Genomic DNA, 16411 nt, shown 5'->3' on the forward strand with positions numbered 1-16411 from the left:
CTATTTGCGCAGCAGGCGCAAACCGTTGAACACCACCAACAGGCTCACGCCCATGTCGGCGAACACCGCCATCCACATGGTGGCGAGCCCGGCGAAGGTTACCGCAAGAAAGATAGCTTTGATCACCAGGGCCAGCGCGATGTTCTGTTTCAGGATGCTCGCGGTATTGCGCGACAGGCTGATGAACGCCGGGATCTTGCGCAGATCGTCGTCCATCAGGGCGACATCGGCGGTTTCGATCGCGGTGTCGGTGCCGGCAGCGGCCATGGCGAAACCGATCTCGGCGCGGGCCAGTGCCGGGGCATCGTTGATGCCGTCGCCGACCATGCCGACCCGTCGGCCCTGTGCATAAAGGTCTTCGATGGCTTGCAGTTTGTCGGTCGGCAACAAGTCGCCCCGGGCCTCGTCGATGCCAACCTGCGCGGCAATCGCCTGGGCGGTGTGGACGTTGTCGCCGGTGAGCATCAGGGTTTTCACCCCCAGTTCATGCAACTGACGGATCGCTTCGCGGCTGGTTTCCTTGACCGTGTCAGCCACGGCAAACAGCGCCAGCGGGCCAGAGCTGTCGAGCAGCAGCACCACGGATTTGCCCTGTTTCTCCAGCGCGAAGAGTTTTTCTTCCAGTGCTGGCGAGCACAAACCGAGTTCTTCGACCAGGCGGTGGTTGCCCAAATGATAGGTCTGGCCGTTGATCTCACCTTTGACGCCACGCCCGCCCAACGCTTCGAAGTTATCCACAATCAGCGCAGCGAAGTTTTTATCCACAGCGGCGTTGGCGATGGCCAGCGACACCGGGTGATCGGAGCGACCGGCCAATGCCGCAGCGATTGCAGGCGCGGTGGCATCGGCGGTTGGGTCGAGGGACAGGTAATCGGTCTGCACCGGTTTGCCGTGGGTGATCGTGCCGGTTTTATCCAGCGCTAGATAATCGAGCTTGAAACCGCCCTCCAGGTACACGCCGCCCTTGACCAGAATGCCTTTGCGCGCCGCGGCGGCGAGGCCGCTGACGATGGTCACCGGCGTCGAAATCACCAGTGCACATGGGCACGCGACCACCAGCAACACCAGCGCGCGGTAGATCCAGTCGAACCACACGGCGCCCATGAACAGCGGCGGAATGATCGCCACGGCCAAGGCAAACACGAACACCACGGGCGTGTAGATTTTCGAGAATTGATCGACGAAGCGCTGAGTCGGTGCGCGCGCGCCTTGGGCTTGTTCGACGGCGTGGATGATCCGCGCCAGGGTCGAGTTGTTCGCCGCTGCGGTCACCGTGTATTCCAGCGAACCGGCCTGGTTGATGGTGCCGGCGAAGACTTTGTCGCCGATGGTTTTTTCAACCGGCAGGCTTTCGCCGGTGATCGGCGCCTGATCGATGGTTGAACTGCCACTGACGACTTCACCGTCCAGCGCAATGCGCTCGCCGGGTTTCACTCGTACGCGGGCACCGAGTTCGACGCTTTTCACATCCTGTTCAATCCAGCTGCCGTCAGCCTGCAACACCGTGGCTTGTTCCGGTGTCATCTGCATCAAACCGCTGATCGCATTACGCGCACGATCAAGCGAGCGCGCTTCGATCAGCTCGGCGACGGTGAACAGGAACATCACCATCGCCGCTTCCGGCCACTGGCCGATAAGAATGGCACCGGTGACGGCGATGCTCATCAGCGCATTGATGTTGAGGTTGCGGTTCTTCAGGGCGATCCAGCCCTTTTTATAGGTGGTCAGGCCACCGCTGAGGATCGACACCAGCGCGATGATCGCCACCACCCAAGTCGGTGCGGCATTGGTGAAGTGGATGACTTCAGCGGCGAGCGCGCCGACACCGGACAATGCCAGCGGCCACCAGTGTTTTTTCACCGCTGCCGGGGCCGGCGCTTCGACGCCCGCCTCCAGCGGCTCGGCGTGCATGCCGAGGGATTTGATCGCTTCGGTGATCGGCGCAGTGCCCGGCAGATTGTGAGTCACGCCGAGTACGCGGTTGATCAGATTGAATTCGAGCTGCTGCACGCCGGCGAGTTTGCCGAGCTTGTTCTGGATCAGCGTCTGCTCGGTCGGGCAGTCCATCGCTTCGATGCGGAAACTGCTCAGCCGCGCGTCGGCGCTGGTTTTTTCGCTCAATTGCACCAACGCAGGCGCGGCAGCTGTCGACGAGCAGCAGGCGTCTTCGTGCGCATGAACCGGTGCCGGCGCTGCGACTTTCGACCCGCAGCAGGAATCGCCACCGTGTGAATGCTTATGCACAGGCTGCAATTTATGACTGTGATCGTGGCCGTCGCCGGGCTTGTGGGTGTGCTGGGAATCGCTCATTGGTCGCGTCCATGAAGGTGCCTGTTGCCAAGTAAAGACCCTGTAGCCACTATAGGGTCAAGCACCCTTTTGGAGATTGCCGTCATGAAGATCGGAGAACTGGCCAAACTCACCGACTGCGCCGTAGAAACCATCCGCTATTACGAGCGCGAAAACCTCCTGCCGGAACCGGCCCGCAGCGACGGCAACTACCGCGTCTACACCCAGGCGCACGCCGAACGCCTGACCTTCATCCGCAACTGCCGCACCCTCGACATGACCCTCGAAGAAATCCGCAGCCTGCTCGCCTTGCGCGACAGTCCACAGGATCAGTGCGAGAGCGTCAATGCGTTGATCGACGAACATATCCAGCATGTGAAGGCGCGGATTGATGGGTTGTTGGCGTTGCAGATGCAACTGCTCGACCTGCGCCAACGTTGTGGCGAAGGGCCGATGGCCGATCAATGCGGGATTTTGCAGCGGCTGGAAGTGAGTGGCGGGGTTGTCGCGACGGAAGTCGAACACTCCCACGTAGGCCGCAGCCACGGCCATTGAGTCCAACACAAAACCAAATGTAGGAGCTGCCGCAGGCTGCGATCTTTTGATCTTATAAACAGCAAGATCAAAAGATCGCAGCCTTCGGCAGCTCCTACACAGGGGTATTGCGTATTGCTTGTCAGACCGCCATCGGCGCGGTCATGGGCGCGTGGTGTTCGTAGCCTTCCAGCGAGAAATCGCTCGGCTCGACCAATTCCAGCCATTCCGGCTGGTACACGCCAGTCTTGGCAAACTCCGGTACACGATCCGAGATTTTCAGTTTCGGCATGGCGAACGGCTCGCGCTTGAGCTGTTCGTTGAGCATGTCCAGGTGGTTCTCGTAGACGTGCGCATCACCGATGAAATAGGTGAACCAGCGCGGCGTGTAACCGGTCAGGCGACCGATCAGGCTCAGCAGCGCGGCGCCTTCGGTGAGGTTGAACGGCGTGCCCAGACCCAGATCGTTGGAACGGATGTAGAGGGTCAGGGAAATCTCTTTGGTCTCGACATTCGGGTGGAACTGATACAGCAGATGGCATGGCGGCAGAGCCATTTCATCGAGCTGAGCGACGTTCCAGCCGTGGAACAGAATACGACGGCTGCCCGGATCCTTGATGATCGTGTCGACGCACTGGCGCACCTGATCGATGGCTTTGTACAACACCACGTAGGCCTGGCCGTTTTCTTCGCCCTGAGCGATCTGCTTGTAGCCGTTGGCCAAGGTTTGTTCGATGGCGGCGCTGTTGCTCAGCGGGATCTGTTTGTACGCCGGCCATTTTCGCCATTGCACGCCGTAGATTTCGCCGAGGTCGTCGTCGCCCTGACGGAACGGGTTGGCCAGCCACTGCGCGTTTTCGTTGGCGTTCTGGTCCCAGACCTTGCAGCCCAGCGCACGGAATTCAGCGGCGTTGTTGACGCCACGGAGAAAACCGCACATCTCGCCGATGGCCGATTTGAAGGCCATTTTGCGCGTGGTGATCGCCGGAAAACCTTCCTGCAGATCGAAACGCAGCATCGCACCCGGGAAACTGATGGTGTTGATGCCGGTGCGGTTGGCCTGTTTGCTGCCGTTCTGAATGACGTGCGAGACCAGTTCGAGATATTGCTTCATGAGTTACCTGTGTCCTTTGAGCCCCGGCGTCGCGCGCCGGGGTTCGTAGTTTAAGCCGTCGGCGCGAGCGGTGCTGCCGGTGCGCGACGATAGGCCAGCCAGATCAGGAACAGCCCGCCGACGATCATCGGCACGCAGAGCACCTGGCCCATGGTCAGCCAGTTCCAGGCCAGATAGCCCAGTTGCGCATCCGGCACACGGACGAATTCGACGATGAAACGGAAGATGCCGTAGAACAGCGCGAACATGCCCGACACGGCCATGGTCGGGCGCGGCTTGCGCGAGAAAATCCACAGGATCAGGAACAGCGCCACGCCTTCGAGCGCGAACTGATAGAGCTGCGACGGGTGACGCGGCAGTTGCGCCGGATCGCTGAATGGCGGGAAGACCATGGCCCACGGCACGTCGGTGGCTTTGCCCCACAATTCGGCGTTGATGAAGTTACCGATGCGCCCGGCGCCCAGACCGATCGGCACCATTGGTGCGACGAAGTCCATCAACTGGAAGAACGACTTGCCGTTACGCTTGCCAAACCACAACGCGGCCAGCATTACGCCGATGAAACCGCCGTGGAACGACATGCCACCCTTCCACACTTCGAAAATCAGCGTCGGGTTGGCCAGATAGGCGCTCAGATCGTAGAACAGCACATAGCCCAGGCGCCCGCCGACGATCACGCCCATCGACATCCAGAAGACCATGTCGGAGAGTTTCTCCTTGGTCCAGGTCGGGTCGAAACGGTTGAGCCGGCGCGACGCCAGCAGCCACGCACCGCCGATGCCGATCAGGTACATCAGACCGTACCAGTGGATTTTCAGCGGACCGATGGCCAGTGCCACCGGGTCGATCTGCGGGTAAGGCAGCATTGCGACTCCTCGTTAGAGTTGAAACCAAAATTCCCGGGCGACGCTGCCACCTCAGGATTAAGCCAGGATTGCGACGCGGTTAAAGCAGGAAGCTCACACCCACGCTGAACAGCAAAGCGGCGAACAGCCGTTTCAGCAAGCGCGGCGACAACCGATGCGCCAGACGCGCGCCGATGCGGGCGAAAACCATGCTGGTCAGGGCGATGCCCAACAGCGCCGGCAAATACACAAAACCGAGACTATGCGGTGGCAACAACGGATCGTGCCACCCCAGAATCATGAAACTTAAAGCACTGACCAAAGCGATCGGCAGACCGCAGGCCGACGAGGTCGCCACCGCTTGCTGCATCGGCACGCTGCGCCAGGTCAGGAACGGCACCGTCAGCGAACCACCGCCGACGCCGAAAATCGCCGAGGCCCAGCCGATCACACTGCCGGCCACGGTCAGACCGAGTTTACCCGGCACCGTTCGGCTGGCCTTGGGTTTGATGTCGAGCGCCAGTTGCACCGAGATGATCAAGGCGAACACGCCGATGATCTTTTGCAGGTGCGGACCGGAGATTGCTTCTGCAGTCAGGGCTCCGAAACCCGCGCCGAGCAGAATGCCGACGGCCATCCACATGAAGATCGGCCAGCGCACCGCGCCGCGTCGATGATGCTCACGCACGGCGTTGACCGAGGTGAAGATGATCGTCGCCAGCGATGTCCCGACCGCCAGATGGGTGAGGATCGACTGATCAAAGCCCTGCAGGGTGAAACTGAACACCAGCACCGGCACGATAATGATCCCGCCGCCAACGCCAAACAGCCCGGCCAGCACGCCCGCACAGGCGCCCAGCGCCAGATAGAGCAGAAATTCCATGACCGTCTCCCCAGACCGCATCCGCAAAACCGGAGCGGCATGGTAACGGATGCACCCCCTTTGGCTCCACTGGCGATGGATGCACGGACGCCGGATGCGTAGAGTGGACAAAAATCACACAAGGACCACCTTATGTGCCTGATTGTTTTCGCCTGGCGGCCGGGCCATGACCAGCCGCTGATCGTCGCGGCCAACCGTGACGAGTTCTACGCCCGGCCGAGCCTGCCACTGGCGCAATGGCCGGAAGCGCCGCATGTGCATGCCGGGCGTGATCTTGAGGCCGGCGGGACCTGGCTGGGGATCGGCGCCAACGGGCGCTTCGCCGCGCTGACCAACATTCGCGATCCGCAACAGGCGCCAGCGCGCAAGTCACGAGGGGAACTGGTGGCGCGGTTTCTGACCGGCGATGCGTCGATTGATGATTATTTGAGCGATGTGGTCGGGCGTTCGGCGGAATATGCCGGGTTTAATCTGTTGCTCGGCAACAGTCATGAGCTGTGGCATTTCAATGCGCGGATGTCGGAGCCGGTGATGCTCGCGTCCGGAGTCTACGGCTTGTCGAATGCTGGGCTGGATACGCCGTGGCCGAAGTTGCTCAGGGCCAAGGCTGCGTTGAGTGGGGTGTTGGATGATCCGCAGCCTGAACGGTTGTTGGGTTTGTTAAGTGATGCGCAGACGGCCCCACCTGCCGAATTGCCGGATACCGGGGTGGGTCTGGCGACGGAATCACTGTTGTCGAGTGTGTTTATTGCCAGCCAGAGTTACGGGACGCGGGCGAGTACGGCGTTGATTGTGCAGGCGGATGGGGCGCGGCAGATGGTTGAGCGGAGTTTTGGGCCGTATGGCGGGCATTTGGGCGAGGTGGAGATAACAGCTTAAGAGCAAACCCTCACCCCAGCCCTCTCCCAGAGGGAGAGGGGGCCGACCGAGGTGTCTTGGGCCATACATCGACCTGAAAGACCGAGTTGATTATGGATTCAGCACGCACCTTCAAGTCCGTGCGAATCGATTATGGACTCGGCAAATCACCTTCAAATCGGTGTGAATCGATTATGGATTCAGCACAGCACCTTCAGGTCTGCGTACCTCGGCAGCATCCCCCAATCAGTCCCCTCTCCCTCCGGGAGAGGGTTAGGGTGAGGGGCTCTTGATCTTTAGACGGCCTTGACAACCGCCGGTGGATTCATCTTCGACAACCCAAGGTTCTTCAGCGCCAATTGCAGCGAGCTGTGGATAACTTGCGGGTTGTCGATGGTCATCAGCTCCGCCAGCAATTCCTGAGCTTTGCTCAGATTGACCTGGCGCAGCATCCACTTCACCTTCGGCAAGTTGGTGGCGTTCATCGACAAACTGTCGAAACCCATCGCCATCAACAGCACCGCCGCCGCCGGATCACCGGCCATCTCGCCGCAGATACTCACCGGTTTACCTTCCGCATGGGCATCGCGAACCACGGTCTGCAAAGCTTGCAGCACCGCCGGGTGCAGGTAGTCGTAAAGATCGGCCACACGTGGGTTATTGCGATCGACCGCCAGCAAATACTGGGTCAAGTCGTTGGAACCGACGGACAGGAAATCGACCATCCGCGCCAGTTCCTTGGTCTGATACACCGCTGCCGGAATCTCGATCATCACGCCAATCGGCGGCATCGGCACGTCGGTGCCTTCGTCGCGCACTTCGCCCCAGGCCCGGTGAATCAGGTGCAGGGCTTCTTCGAGTTCGTGGGTGCCGGAGATCATCGGCAGCAGAATCCGCAGATTGTTCAGGCCTTCGCTGGCCTTGAGCATCGCGCGGGTCTGCACCAGGAAGATTTCCGGGTGGTCGAGGGTCACGCGAATGCCGCGCCAGCCGAGGAACGGGTTGTCTTCCTTGATCGGGAAGTACGACAGCGACTTGTCACCACCGATGTCGAGGCTGCGCATGGTCACCGGTTGCGGGTGGAACGCGGCGAGCTGCTCGCGGTAGATCGCCAGTTGTTCCTTCTCGCTCGGGAAGCGCTGGTTGATCATGAACGGTACTTCGGTGCGGTACAGGCCGACACCTTCGGCGCCACGCTTCTGCGCCCGCGCCACGTCGGCGAGCAGACCGGTGTTGACCCACAGCGGCATGCGGTGGCCATCGAGGGTCACACACGGCAGGTCGCGCAAGGTGTCGAGGCCCAGCGCCAGTTGTTTCTCTTCTTCGACGACTTCGGCGAACTGCTTGCGCAGCACTTCGCTCGGGTTGGTGTAAACCTCGCCGCGTGTGCCGTCGACGATCATTTCGATGCCGTCGACCTTGGCGTACGGCAGGTCGACCAGACCCATCACCGTCGGAATACCCATGGCGCGGGCGAGGATCGCCACGTGGGAGTTGCCCGAACCGAGTACCGAAACCAGACCGACCAGCGTGCCTTCCGGCACCTCGCCGAGCATCGCCGGCGTCAGCTCTTCGCTGACCAGAATGGTTTTTTCCGGGTAGACCAGGTTCTGCTGACGCTCTTCCTGCAAATAGGCGAGCAGGCGGCGGCCGAGGTCTTTGACGTCCGAGGCACGCTCACGCAGGTAGGCGTCGTCCATCAGTTCGAAACGGTTGACGTGCTCAGTGACCACCTGACGCAGCGCGCCCTGGGCCCACTGGCCGGTCTTGATCACGGTGGTGATTTCGCTGCCCAGAGAGGCATCGTCGAGCATCATCAGGTAGACGTCGAACAGCGCGCGCTCTTCCGGGCGCAACTGGGTCGCAAGCTTGGCGGACAACGCGCGCATGTCGGCGCGCACGCCTTCGATGGCGGTCTTGAACAGCGCCAGCTCGGCGTTGATGTCAGTGATGGTCTTGTCTGGCACCACGTCGAGATCGGCCGGCGGCAGCATGACCACCGCGGTACCGACGGCTGCGCCCGGCGAACCCGGCACACCAACGAACTTGGCTTCCTGAATGCCTTTGCCCTGACGGCCCAGTCCACGGATCGATCCAGTGGCCTCGGCATGGGCGATAACGCCGGCGAGCTGCGCGCTCATGGTCACGAGGAAGGCTTCTTCACCTTCGTCAAACTGACGGCGTTCTTTTTGCTGGATGACCAACACGCCGACGACGCGGCGGTGGTGAATGATCGGTGCACCGAGGAACGAGGCGTAACGCTCTTCACCGGTTTCGGCGAAGTAGCGGTAGCGCGGGTGATCCGCAGCGTTTTCGAGGTTCAGGGGTTCTTCACGCGTGCCGACCAGACCGACCAGACCTTCGTTGGGTGCCATGCTGACCTTGCCGATCGAGCGCTTGTTCAAGCCCTCGGTGGCCATCAGGACGAAGCGGTTGGTCTCGGGATCAAGCAGGTAGACCGAGCAGACCTGGCTGCCCATGGCCTCTTTGACGCGCAACACAATAATCCCCAACGCCGCCTTGAGATCCTTGGCGGAGTTAACTTCCTGGACGATCTTGCGCAGCGTATTGAGCATGGCTCGGGGTCGAACTCCGTCGTCAGTCGCGCGCTAAAAGGCGCGGGGCAAGCTCTTTGAGTGCGCGGCGATACACCTCGCGCTTGAATGTCACCACCTGGCCCAACGGATACCAATAGCTGACCCAGCGCCAGCCATCGAACTCCGGTTTACCGGTCAAATCCATCCGCACCCGCTGCTCGTTGGAGATCAGGCGCAGGAGAAACCATTTCTGTTTCTGGCCGATGCACAGCGGTTGGCTGTGCGTACGCACCAGACGTTGCGGCAAACGATAGCGCAACCAGCCCCGAGTACAGGCCAGTATTTCAACATCTTCACGTTCCAGGCCAACTTCTTCGTTCAGCTCGCGGTACAAGGCGTCTTCCGGCGTCTCTTCAGGGTTGATTCCCCCTTGCGGAAACTGCCAGGCATCTTGATTGATACGGCGAGCCCATAGCACCTGGCCGGCGTCATTCGTCAGAATGATCCCGACATTGGGGCGGAAACCATCGGGGTCGATCACGGGCACAACCTCGCAAACGCATGTCGCCGCATTGTTCCACAAAGGTTGATAAGGCGGCAACGAAGCTTCCTACCTTATGTGCACTCTTGTGAAAAGACCGTATTCTTGTCGCCTTTTTACAGACTTATCAGCGGGTAACTGCAATGCGCCTGGCACTCTTCGATTTGGACAACACCCTTCTGGGCGGCGACAGCGATCACGCCTGGGGCGACTATCTGTGTGAACGCGGCTTCCTCGACCCGATTGCGTACAAAGCACGCAACGACGAGTTTTATCAGGATTACCTGGCCGGCAAACTGGATAACGCCGCGTACCTGAACTTCTGCCTGGAGATCCTCGGCCGCACCGACATGGCCGTGCTCGAGCAATGGCACAACGACTACATGCGCGACTGCATCGAGCCGATCGTGCTGCCCAAGGCGCTGGAACTGCTGAAAAAACACCGTGATGCTGGCGACAAACTGGTGATCATCACTGCGACCAACCGTTTCGTCACCGCGCCAATCGCTGTGCGTCTGGGCGTTGAAACCCTGATCGCCACCGAATGCGAGATGGTCGATGGCCGTTACAGCGGGCGCAGCACAGATATTCCGTGCTTCCGTGAAGGCAAGGTGACGCGCCTGAACCGTTGGCTGGAAGAGACCGGGTACTCGCTGGACGACAGCTATTTCTATAGCGATTCGATGAATGATTTGCCGCTGCTGGAGCAGGTGGCGAATCCGGTGGCGGTCGATCCGGATCCGAATCTACGCGCTGAAGCCGAGAAGCGTGGCTGGCCGGTCATTACTCTGCGCGACTGAAATCGCTATCGCGAGCAGGCTCACTCCTACAGGGAAACGCATTCCAATGTAGGAGTGAGCCTGCTCGCGATCGGGTCTACACGGCCTCAAGCCTTAAACAGGCTTGGCACCCATCAATGCCGCAATGGCAAGAAACCCGACGCCGCTGACAATCGCCAGCGCCAAGGTGAATTTCCAGTTACCAACCCCGCTAGTCCACAGCCGATTAAGCCGCACCAACAACCACACTGCACTCAACGTGGCCACGGCATAGATCACGCTGGAGCCCAGAATCCACAACTGCCCCAGTGGCCAGCCGATAAGGTGTACCAACCACCAGCCGGTGAAAGGCATGCTCAGCATCGCGATCAGCATCAAACACCAGATAAACAGCCAGGGACGCTGCATTGTGCTGGCCGGCCCTTCGCTGCGATTACGCCAGGTCAGAGCGGCAAGCCCCAACCCGCTGACGAGGATCACCACGGTCGCCGCGACGTGAATTACTTTCAGGGTGGTCAGGGTTTCCATGAATTTCTCTTCCTCGGGCCATGCCCATCAGCGTAGCCGCTCAGCCAAGAAACAGCTGATAGGCCGGGTTCTCGCTTTCATCCCAGTACGGGTAACCGATTTCCTCAAGGGCCGCCGGCACCAGATGACGCTCATCGTGGGGCACCTGCAGGCCCGCGACCACGCGACCATCAGCGGCGCCATGGTTACGGTAGTGAAACATCGAGATGTTCCAGCGTCCGCCCAGCTTATTAAGGAAGTTGAACAGCGCGCCCGGGCGCTCCGGAAATTCGAAGCGGAACACCACTTCATCAATCACGTGCGCCGCGTGCCCGCCAACCATGTGGCGGATGTGCAGCTTGGCCAGTTCGTTGTCAGTGAGGTCGACGACCGGGAAACCCTGCTCGGTCAGGCTCGCCAGCAGTGCGCTGCGCGGGTCGTTGTCCGGGTGCGTCTGCACGCCAACGAAAATGTGTGCTTCGCTGCCGGTGTTGTAGCGATAGTTGAATTCGGTGATCTGGCGCTTGCCGACGGCCTCGCAGAACGCCTTGAAGCTGCCGGCCTTCTCCGGGATGGTCACGGCGATGATCGCTTCGCGGCCTTCACCCAGTTCGGCGCGCTCGGCGACGTGGCGCAGGCGGTCGAAGTTGACGTTGGCGCCGGAATCGATGGCCACAAAGGTCTGGCCGCTGACGCCGCGCAACTCGACGTATTTCTTGATCCCGGCCACGCCCAACGCGCCGGCAGGTTCGGTGATCGAGCGGGTATCGTCGTAGATATCTTTGATGGCCGCACAGATCTCGTCAGTGCTGACGGTGATCACTTCATCGACGTAGTCTTTGCAGATGTCGAAGGTGTGCTGGCCGATCTGCGCCACGGCCACGCCGTCGGCGAAGATGCCCACAGTCGGCAGCACCACGCGTTCACCGGCAGCCATTGCCGCTTGCAAGCAGTTGGAATCGTCCGGTTCGACGCCGATGACTTTGATGTCCGGGCGCAGGTATTTCACATACGCGGCGATACCGGCGATCAAACCACCGCCACCGACCGGGACGAAAATCGCGTCCAGCGGCTGCGGGTGCTGGCGCAGAATTTCCATCGCCACGGTGCCTTGGCCGGCAATGGTGTGCGGATCGTCATACGGGTGAATGTAGACGTAGCCTTTTTCATCAACCAGTTTCAGCGAGTAGGCCAACGCTTCCGGGAACGAATCACCGTGCAGCACCACCTTGCCGCCGCGCGAACGCACGCCCTCGACTTTGATTTCCGGAGTGGTCTTGGGCATGACGATGGTCGCTTTCACGCCCAGCACTTTCGCCGCCAGGGCCAGACCTTGCGCATGGTTGCCCGCCGACGCGGTGACCACGCCACGGGCGCGTTCTTCATCGCTCAGTTGCGTCAGCTTGTTGTAGGCGCCGCGAATCTTGAACGAGAACACCGGCTGCAAGTCTTCGCGCTTGAGCCAAATGTCATTGCCCAGCCGCTCGGAGAGCTGGCGAGCGTTCTGCAGCGGGGTTTCTACGGCAACGTCATAAACGCGCGAGGTGAGGATCTTTTTGACGTACTGTTCGAGCATCGGAAAGCATCACTGAGCGGTTGAGCGGGACCGAGGAGTCTAACCCGGCTTTTGCCCACACGACCACACGAATCCAGAGGTTTTAGCCACGCTTGCGGCTATAATGCCGGCCTTTCCGTTCTCTCCTTGCCCGCTTCCGGAGCCCGCATGACCCAGGATCAACTCAAACAGGCAGTGGCTCAGGCCGCCGTCGACTTCATCCTTCCGAAACTCGACGACAAGAGCATCGTCGGGGTCGGCACCGGCTCCACCGCCAACTGCTTCATCGACGCCCTGGCCCAGCACAAGGGCGCATTCGATGGCGCGGTCGCCAGTTCCGAAGCCACTGCCGCGCGCCTCAAAGGCCACGGGATTCCGGTGTACGAGCTGAACACCGTCAGCGACCTGGAGTTCTACGTTGATGGCGCCGATGAAAGCGACGCGCACCTGAACCTGATCAAGGGCGGTGGCGCAGCCCTGACCCGCGAGAAGATCGTCGCGGCCGTGGCCAAGACTTTCATCTGCATCGCCGACGCGAGCAAACTGGTGCCAGTGCTGGGCGAGTTCCCGCTGCCAGTCGAAGTGATCCCGATGGCCCGCAGCCACGTTGCTCGTCAGTTGGTGAAATTGGGCGGCGACCCGGTGTACCGCGAAGGCGTGCTGACCGACAACGGCAACATCATTCTGGATGTGTTCAACCTGCAGATCACCAACCCGGTGGAGCTGGAAGCGCAGATCAATGCAATCGTCGGCGTGGTCACCAATGGCTTGTTCGCGGCGCGTCCGGCGGATCTGTTGTTGCTGGGCACTAGCGAAGGCGTGAAAACCCTCAAGGCTGAATAATCCCAGACTGCCCGAAATTAATGGGCAGACGAAATACCCCTGTAGGAGTGAGCCTGCTCGCGATAGCGGTGGATCAGTTGATATTAATGTCGACTGACACACCGCTATCGCGAGCAGGCTCACTCCTACAATGGTTTTGTGGTGCTGGTCAGGGCTGTGCTGGTTTTTTGAAGACGTAAAACAGGTTCGGCTCACTCACCAGATACAACGTCCCGTCATCATCCATCGCAATGCCCTCAGCCTGCGGCACGGTTTTCTTCAGACCCTGACGCCCGCCACTGATCGACATCGTGCTCAGCGGCCGCCCATCCACATCCAGCTCCAGAATCAATCGCGACTCATCCGACAGCGCCAATAAATGCCCGCTGCGCTCGTCGTACTGCAAGCTCGACAGGTCGCGCACAAACATCCCGGCGTCACGCTTGGGATCGTTGATCACATGTACGGCGTAGGACTTCTCCGGATTGAAGTGCGGAAAGCCGTGCACTTCGTAGATCAGCATCGGGTTGCGTTCCTTCGCAACAAACAGGCGCTTGCCCACCGAGTCATACGCCAAGCCTTCGAAGCCCTTGTTGCTGGCCATATGCACGCCGAGGGTCATCTGTTCGGCATCCGCTGCGTCGAGGAATGTGGTGTCTGCTTCCAGGTGAATCTTGATCAGCCGCTGCTGGCGCTCGTCAGTGATCACGTAAGTGTCGGCGCTGATGTATTCGACCGCTTCCGGATCGCCAAAGCCAATCAGGGCAATGCGGCGCAGGATCTTGCCGTCGAGCGACAGTTCGACCAGTTCGGAATTCTTGTTGGTCACGGTGAACAGGCTTTTACGCACCGGATCGAAAGTCAGCGCCGAAACATCATCGTCCAGGCCATCGATGACCCGCGCCTCAATCTCCACTCGATACTGGTCCAACGCAATGGATTGACTGCTCAGCGGCTGCCACAACGTGTGCAGATTGAACCAGGCGCGCTCGAACAGGCGCATGTATTGGCCGATCGCAATCAACGCGATCAGGGCAATCACCGACAGGAGGATAATCAGAGGCTTGGGACGGGCAAGTCGACGCATTCGGGCGGGCTCGGGATCAAGACAGGCGGATGAAATATCACGCTCGTCTGAACTGAAGCTTAATGGCCACTTGCCTCAAACCACAAGACAACCCGTGTAGGAGCTGCCGCAGGCTGCGATCTTTTGATCTTGCTGTTCATAAGATCAAGAGATCGCAGCCTTCGGCAGCTCCTACATTGGAATCGGTAAAGGCTGCTATTTCTGTTTCTCGAAGCGATAGAACAGGTTCGGCTCGCTGACCATGTACAGCGTGCCCGCCTCGTCCATGGTCACGCCTTCGGCGCGCGGGATGGTGTTTTTCAATCCGTTAAAGCCGCCAAGCAGGGTCATGAAGCTGACTTGCTCGCCCTTCTCGTCCAGCTCCAGCAGCAGGTGCGAATCGGCGGACATTACCAGCGTGTGACGCGTGCGCGGATCTATCGCCAGTGCCGAGAGATTGCGAATATCCAATTCATCACTGGCGAGCTTTTGCTTGTCGCCCTTGAGGGTCTGGCTGCCGTCGCTTTTCCAGGTGAACAGCGCCGGTGGCCGTTCCTCGCCCAGCAGCAATTGCTGGTTGTGCGAGTCCCAGGTGATGGCTTCGAAGGCTTTGTTCTGGTCTTTCGACGGGCCGAGATCGTATTTCGGGAAGTCGGCGATATTCAGTTCGCGGGTGTCGGCGTCGACCTTGACGATCGACAGCGTGTGCTGGCGCTCATCGACGATGGCCATCAGGCCGTTTTCCATAACAGTCAGCCCCTCCGGATTGCTCCAGCCCACCAGCGGCATCTTGCGCAGCACATCGCCCTGCAACGTCAGCTCGGCGAGAAACGGGTTTTTGCCCATCACTGAAAACAGCGTTTTGGTCTCCGGGTTGTACGACAGATCCGAGGCTTCGTCCTTTTCCATCCCCGTCAGGGGCTTGGCATCGATCACCACCCGATAGTCCGGTAGCCAGATACTTTCCTTCTGCTCGGCCTGGCTTTCGAAACGCTCTTGCAGCCACAGCACACCGCGATCATCCCAATGCATGGCAAACGCCAAGGCATAGGCGGCGGCAATCACCAGCAAGAGCCAGACATACCAACGCAGGGCAAAACGTGAACGGCGAGTGGGTTTGAGCTGAGTTTGAGATGACATCGAGGGACGCGTTCCGAAAATTCAGGCTAAGGGTAATAGCACAAAGAGGCCGGCTCAGACGCCAGAATGAGAGGAATTATCCGTACAGGATGTGAAAAAAACGGCAAATGGCGGGATTGCCCTACGCCATTGTGGGAAGGATCACAAAACATGTAGGAGTGAGCCTGCTCGCGATGACGCCGGGTCAGTCGAAATAATCTTTGACTGTCAGACCGCTATCGCGAGCAGGCTCACTCCTACAAGGGGATCGCGTTAAATCAGCGCACGCTGCTGGTGAAGCTGCTCGCGCCAACCAGTTCGAGGACGATGTCGTCACCCACGTTCAGCGGGCCCACACCCACCGGCGTACCGGTGAGGATCACATCACCGGCCTGCAGCGAGAAGCAGCCAGCCATGTGCTGGATCATCGGCACGATCGGGTTGAGCATCGCGCTGCTGTTGCCGTCCTGGCGGACTTCGCCGTTGATGGTCAGGCGAATGCCGATGTCGGTCAGGTCAGCAAAGGTGCTGCCCACCACGAACGGTGCAAGCACCGCCGCGCCGTCGAACGACTTGGCGATTTCCCACGGCAGGCCCTTGGCTTTCAGCTCGGCTTGCTTGTCGCGCAGGGTCAGATCCAGCGCCGGGGCGAAACCGGAGATCGCGTCGAGCACTTCTTCACGGCTCGGCTTGGTCGACAACGGCTTGCCGATCAACACGGCGATTTCCGCTTCGTAGTGCACCGAACCGCGCTCGGTCGGAATGGCGAAACCGCCTTCCAGCTCGACCACGCAACTGCCCGGCTTGATGAACAGCAACGGCTCGGTAGGCACCGGGTTGTCCAGCTCCTTGGCGTGTTCGGCGTAATTGCGGCCAATGCACACGACTTTCCCGATCGGGAAGTGGATGCGCGTGCCGTCGACGTACTGGTGCTGATAGCTCATTTACCGACTCCTGCCTTC

The 16411-nt window shown here is 60.1% G+C and carries 15 protein-coding genes; 4 read left to right on the top strand and 11 right to left on the bottom strand.

The window, feature by feature from the left end; translation table 11 throughout:
* Positions 1-2310 (bottom strand): heavy metal translocating P-type ATPase, encoded by a 2310-nt coding sequence (locus U6037_RS27580; protein WP_322845169.1) that lies wholly within the window; start codon positions 2308-2310, stop codon positions 1-3.
* A gap of 84 nt (positions 2311-2394) precedes the next feature.
* On the opposite strand from U6037_RS27580, the gene cadR reads away from it, so the two are divergent.
* Complete coding sequence (cadR, locus tag U6037_RS27585) at positions 2395-2844, top strand: Cd(II)/Pb(II)-responsive transcriptional regulator (protein WP_322845170.1); 450 nt, start codon at positions 2395-2397, stop codon at positions 2842-2844.
* A gap of 121 nt (positions 2845-2965) precedes the next feature.
* Here the strand turns inward: cadR and U6037_RS27590 are convergent, their stop codons facing one another.
* From U6037_RS27590 to U6037_RS27600, 3 genes are all read right to left on the bottom strand, one after another.
* On the bottom strand, positions 2966-3937 hold the full coding sequence (locus U6037_RS27590; RefSeq protein ID WP_322845171.1) for a thymidylate synthase: 972 nt from the start codon (positions 3935-3937) through the stop codon (positions 2966-2968).
* 50 nt (positions 3938-3987) lie between these two features.
* Entirely contained in the window at positions 3988-4803 is an 816-nt protein-coding gene (lgt, locus tag U6037_RS27595; RefSeq protein WP_007913003.1) for a prolipoprotein diacylglyceryl transferase, read from the bottom strand.
* A 79-nt stretch (positions 4804-4882) separates the two neighbouring features.
* Positions 4883-5665: a sulfite exporter TauE/SafE family protein gene (locus tag U6037_RS27600; RefSeq protein WP_122604460.1), complete on the bottom strand. Its 783-nt coding sequence runs from the start codon at positions 5663-5665 to the stop codon at positions 4883-4885.
* Positions 5666-5797: 132 nt separating this feature from the next.
* Between U6037_RS27600 and U6037_RS27605 the strand changes: the two genes are divergently transcribed.
* The gene (locus U6037_RS27605; RefSeq protein ID WP_322845172.1) at positions 5798-6544 is read left to right on the top strand and encodes an NRDE family protein; all 747 of its coding nucleotides are present in this window, start codon (positions 5798-5800) and stop codon (positions 6542-6544) included.
* A 275-nt stretch (positions 6545-6819) separates the two neighbouring features.
* On the opposite strand, the gene ptsP is transcribed toward U6037_RS27605, so the two are convergent.
* Positions 6820-9099: a phosphoenolpyruvate--protein phosphotransferase gene (gene ptsP / locus U6037_RS27610; RefSeq protein ID WP_322845173.1), complete on the bottom strand. Its 2280-nt coding sequence runs from the start codon at positions 9097-9099 to the stop codon at positions 6820-6822.
* Positions 9100-9121: 22 nt separating this feature from the next.
* Positions 9122-9601, bottom strand: a complete 480-nt coding sequence (locus U6037_RS27615; protein ID WP_003229203.1) for an RNA pyrophosphohydrolase — start codon at positions 9599-9601, stop codon at positions 9122-9124.
* Between the two features lie 143 nt (positions 9602-9744).
* Here U6037_RS27615 and U6037_RS27620 point away from each other — a divergent pair, with 143 nt between their 5' ends.
* On the top strand, positions 9745-10401 hold the full coding sequence (locus tag U6037_RS27620) for an HAD family hydrolase (protein WP_038358942.1): 657 nt from the start codon (positions 9745-9747) through the stop codon (positions 10399-10401).
* 93 nt (positions 10402-10494) lie between these two features.
* On the opposite strand, the gene U6037_RS27625 is transcribed toward U6037_RS27620, so the two are convergent.
* Together U6037_RS27625 and ilvA are read right to left on the bottom strand one after the other, a co-directional pair.
* Entirely contained in the window at positions 10495-10908 is a 414-nt protein-coding gene (locus U6037_RS27625; RefSeq protein WP_322845174.1) for a DUF2269 family protein, read from the bottom strand.
* 40 nt (positions 10909-10948) lie between these two features.
* On the bottom strand, positions 10949-12463 hold the full coding sequence (gene ilvA, locus U6037_RS27630; protein WP_123593571.1) for a threonine ammonia-lyase, biosynthetic: 1515 nt from the start codon (positions 12461-12463) through the stop codon (positions 10949-10951).
* Between the two features lie 147 nt (positions 12464-12610).
* Here ilvA and rpiA point away from each other — a divergent pair, with 147 nt between their 5' ends.
* On the top strand, positions 12611-13285 hold the full coding sequence (gene rpiA / locus U6037_RS27635; RefSeq protein WP_007913886.1) for a ribose-5-phosphate isomerase RpiA: 675 nt from the start codon (positions 12611-12613) through the stop codon (positions 13283-13285).
* A gap of 148 nt (positions 13286-13433) precedes the next feature.
* Here the strand turns inward: rpiA and U6037_RS27640 are convergent, their stop codons facing one another.
* The 3 genes from U6037_RS27640 to U6037_RS27650 all read right to left on the bottom strand — a co-directional run bounded on the left by U6037_RS27640 (position 13434) and on the right by U6037_RS27650 (position 16393).
* Positions 13434-14351: an SdiA-regulated domain-containing protein gene (locus U6037_RS27640; protein ID WP_322845175.1), complete on the bottom strand. Its 918-nt coding sequence runs from the start codon at positions 14349-14351 to the stop codon at positions 13434-13436.
* Between the two features lie 195 nt (positions 14352-14546).
* Positions 14547-15470: an SdiA-regulated domain-containing protein gene (locus U6037_RS27645; protein ID WP_322845176.1), complete on the bottom strand. Its 924-nt coding sequence runs from the start codon at positions 15468-15470 to the stop codon at positions 14547-14549.
* A gap of 257 nt (positions 15471-15727) precedes the next feature.
* Positions 15728-16393 (bottom strand): fumarylacetoacetate hydrolase family protein, encoded by a 666-nt coding sequence (locus tag U6037_RS27650; protein ID WP_007913879.1) that lies wholly within the window; start codon positions 16391-16393, stop codon positions 15728-15730.
* Positions 16394-16411: the final 18 nt, after the last annotated feature.

The organism is Pseudomonas sp. B33.4, assembly GCF_034555375.1.
Taxonomy (GTDB): Bacteria; Pseudomonadota; Gammaproteobacteria; order Pseudomonadales; family Pseudomonadaceae; genus Aquipseudomonas.

Coding starts and splice junctions, on each gene's coding strand:
- U6037_RS27600 (WP_122604460.1), bottom strand. CDS start 5,665: ATGGAATTTCTGCTCTATCTGGCGCTGGGCGCCTGTGCGGGCGTGCTG.
- U6037_RS27605 (WP_322845172.1), top strand. CDS start 5,798: ATGTGCCTGATTGTTTTCGCCTGGCGGCCGGGCCATGACCAGCCGCTG.
- U6037_RS27650 (WP_007913879.1), bottom strand. CDS start 16,393: ATGAGCTATCAGCACCAGTACGTCGACGGCACGCGCATCCACTTCCCG.
- lgt (WP_007913003.1), bottom strand. CDS start 4,803: ATGCTGCCTTACCCGCAGATCGACCCGGTGGCACTGGCCATCGGTCCG.
- cadR (WP_322845170.1), top strand. CDS start 2,395: ATGAAGATCGGAGAACTGGCCAAACTCACCGACTGCGCCGTAGAAACC.
- ilvA (WP_123593571.1), bottom strand. CDS start 12,463: ATGCTCGAACAGTACGTCAAAAAGATCCTCACCTCGCGCGTTTATGAC.
- U6037_RS27580 (WP_322845169.1), bottom strand. CDS start 2,310: ATGAGCGATTCCCAGCACACCCACAAGCCCGGCGACGGCCACGATCAC.
- U6037_RS27625 (WP_322845174.1), bottom strand. CDS start 10,908: ATGGAAACCCTGACCACCCTGAAAGTAATTCACGTCGCGGCGACCGTG.
- U6037_RS27590 (WP_322845171.1), bottom strand. CDS start 3,937: ATGAAGCAATATCTCGAACTGGTCTCGCACGTCATTCAGAACGGCAGC.
- ptsP (WP_322845173.1), bottom strand. CDS start 9,099: ATGCTCAATACGCTGCGCAAGATCGTCCAGGAAGTTAACTCCGCCAAG.
- U6037_RS27645 (WP_322845176.1), bottom strand. CDS start 15,470: ATGTCATCTCAAACTCAGCTCAAACCCACTCGCCGTTCACGTTTTGCC.
- U6037_RS27620 (WP_038358942.1), top strand. CDS start 9,745: ATGCGCCTGGCACTCTTCGATTTGGACAACACCCTTCTGGGCGGCGAC.
- U6037_RS27640 (WP_322845175.1), bottom strand. CDS start 14,351: ATGCGTCGACTTGCCCGTCCCAAGCCTCTGATTATCCTCCTGTCGGTG.
- rpiA (WP_007913886.1), top strand. CDS start 12,611: ATGACCCAGGATCAACTCAAACAGGCAGTGGCTCAGGCCGCCGTCGAC.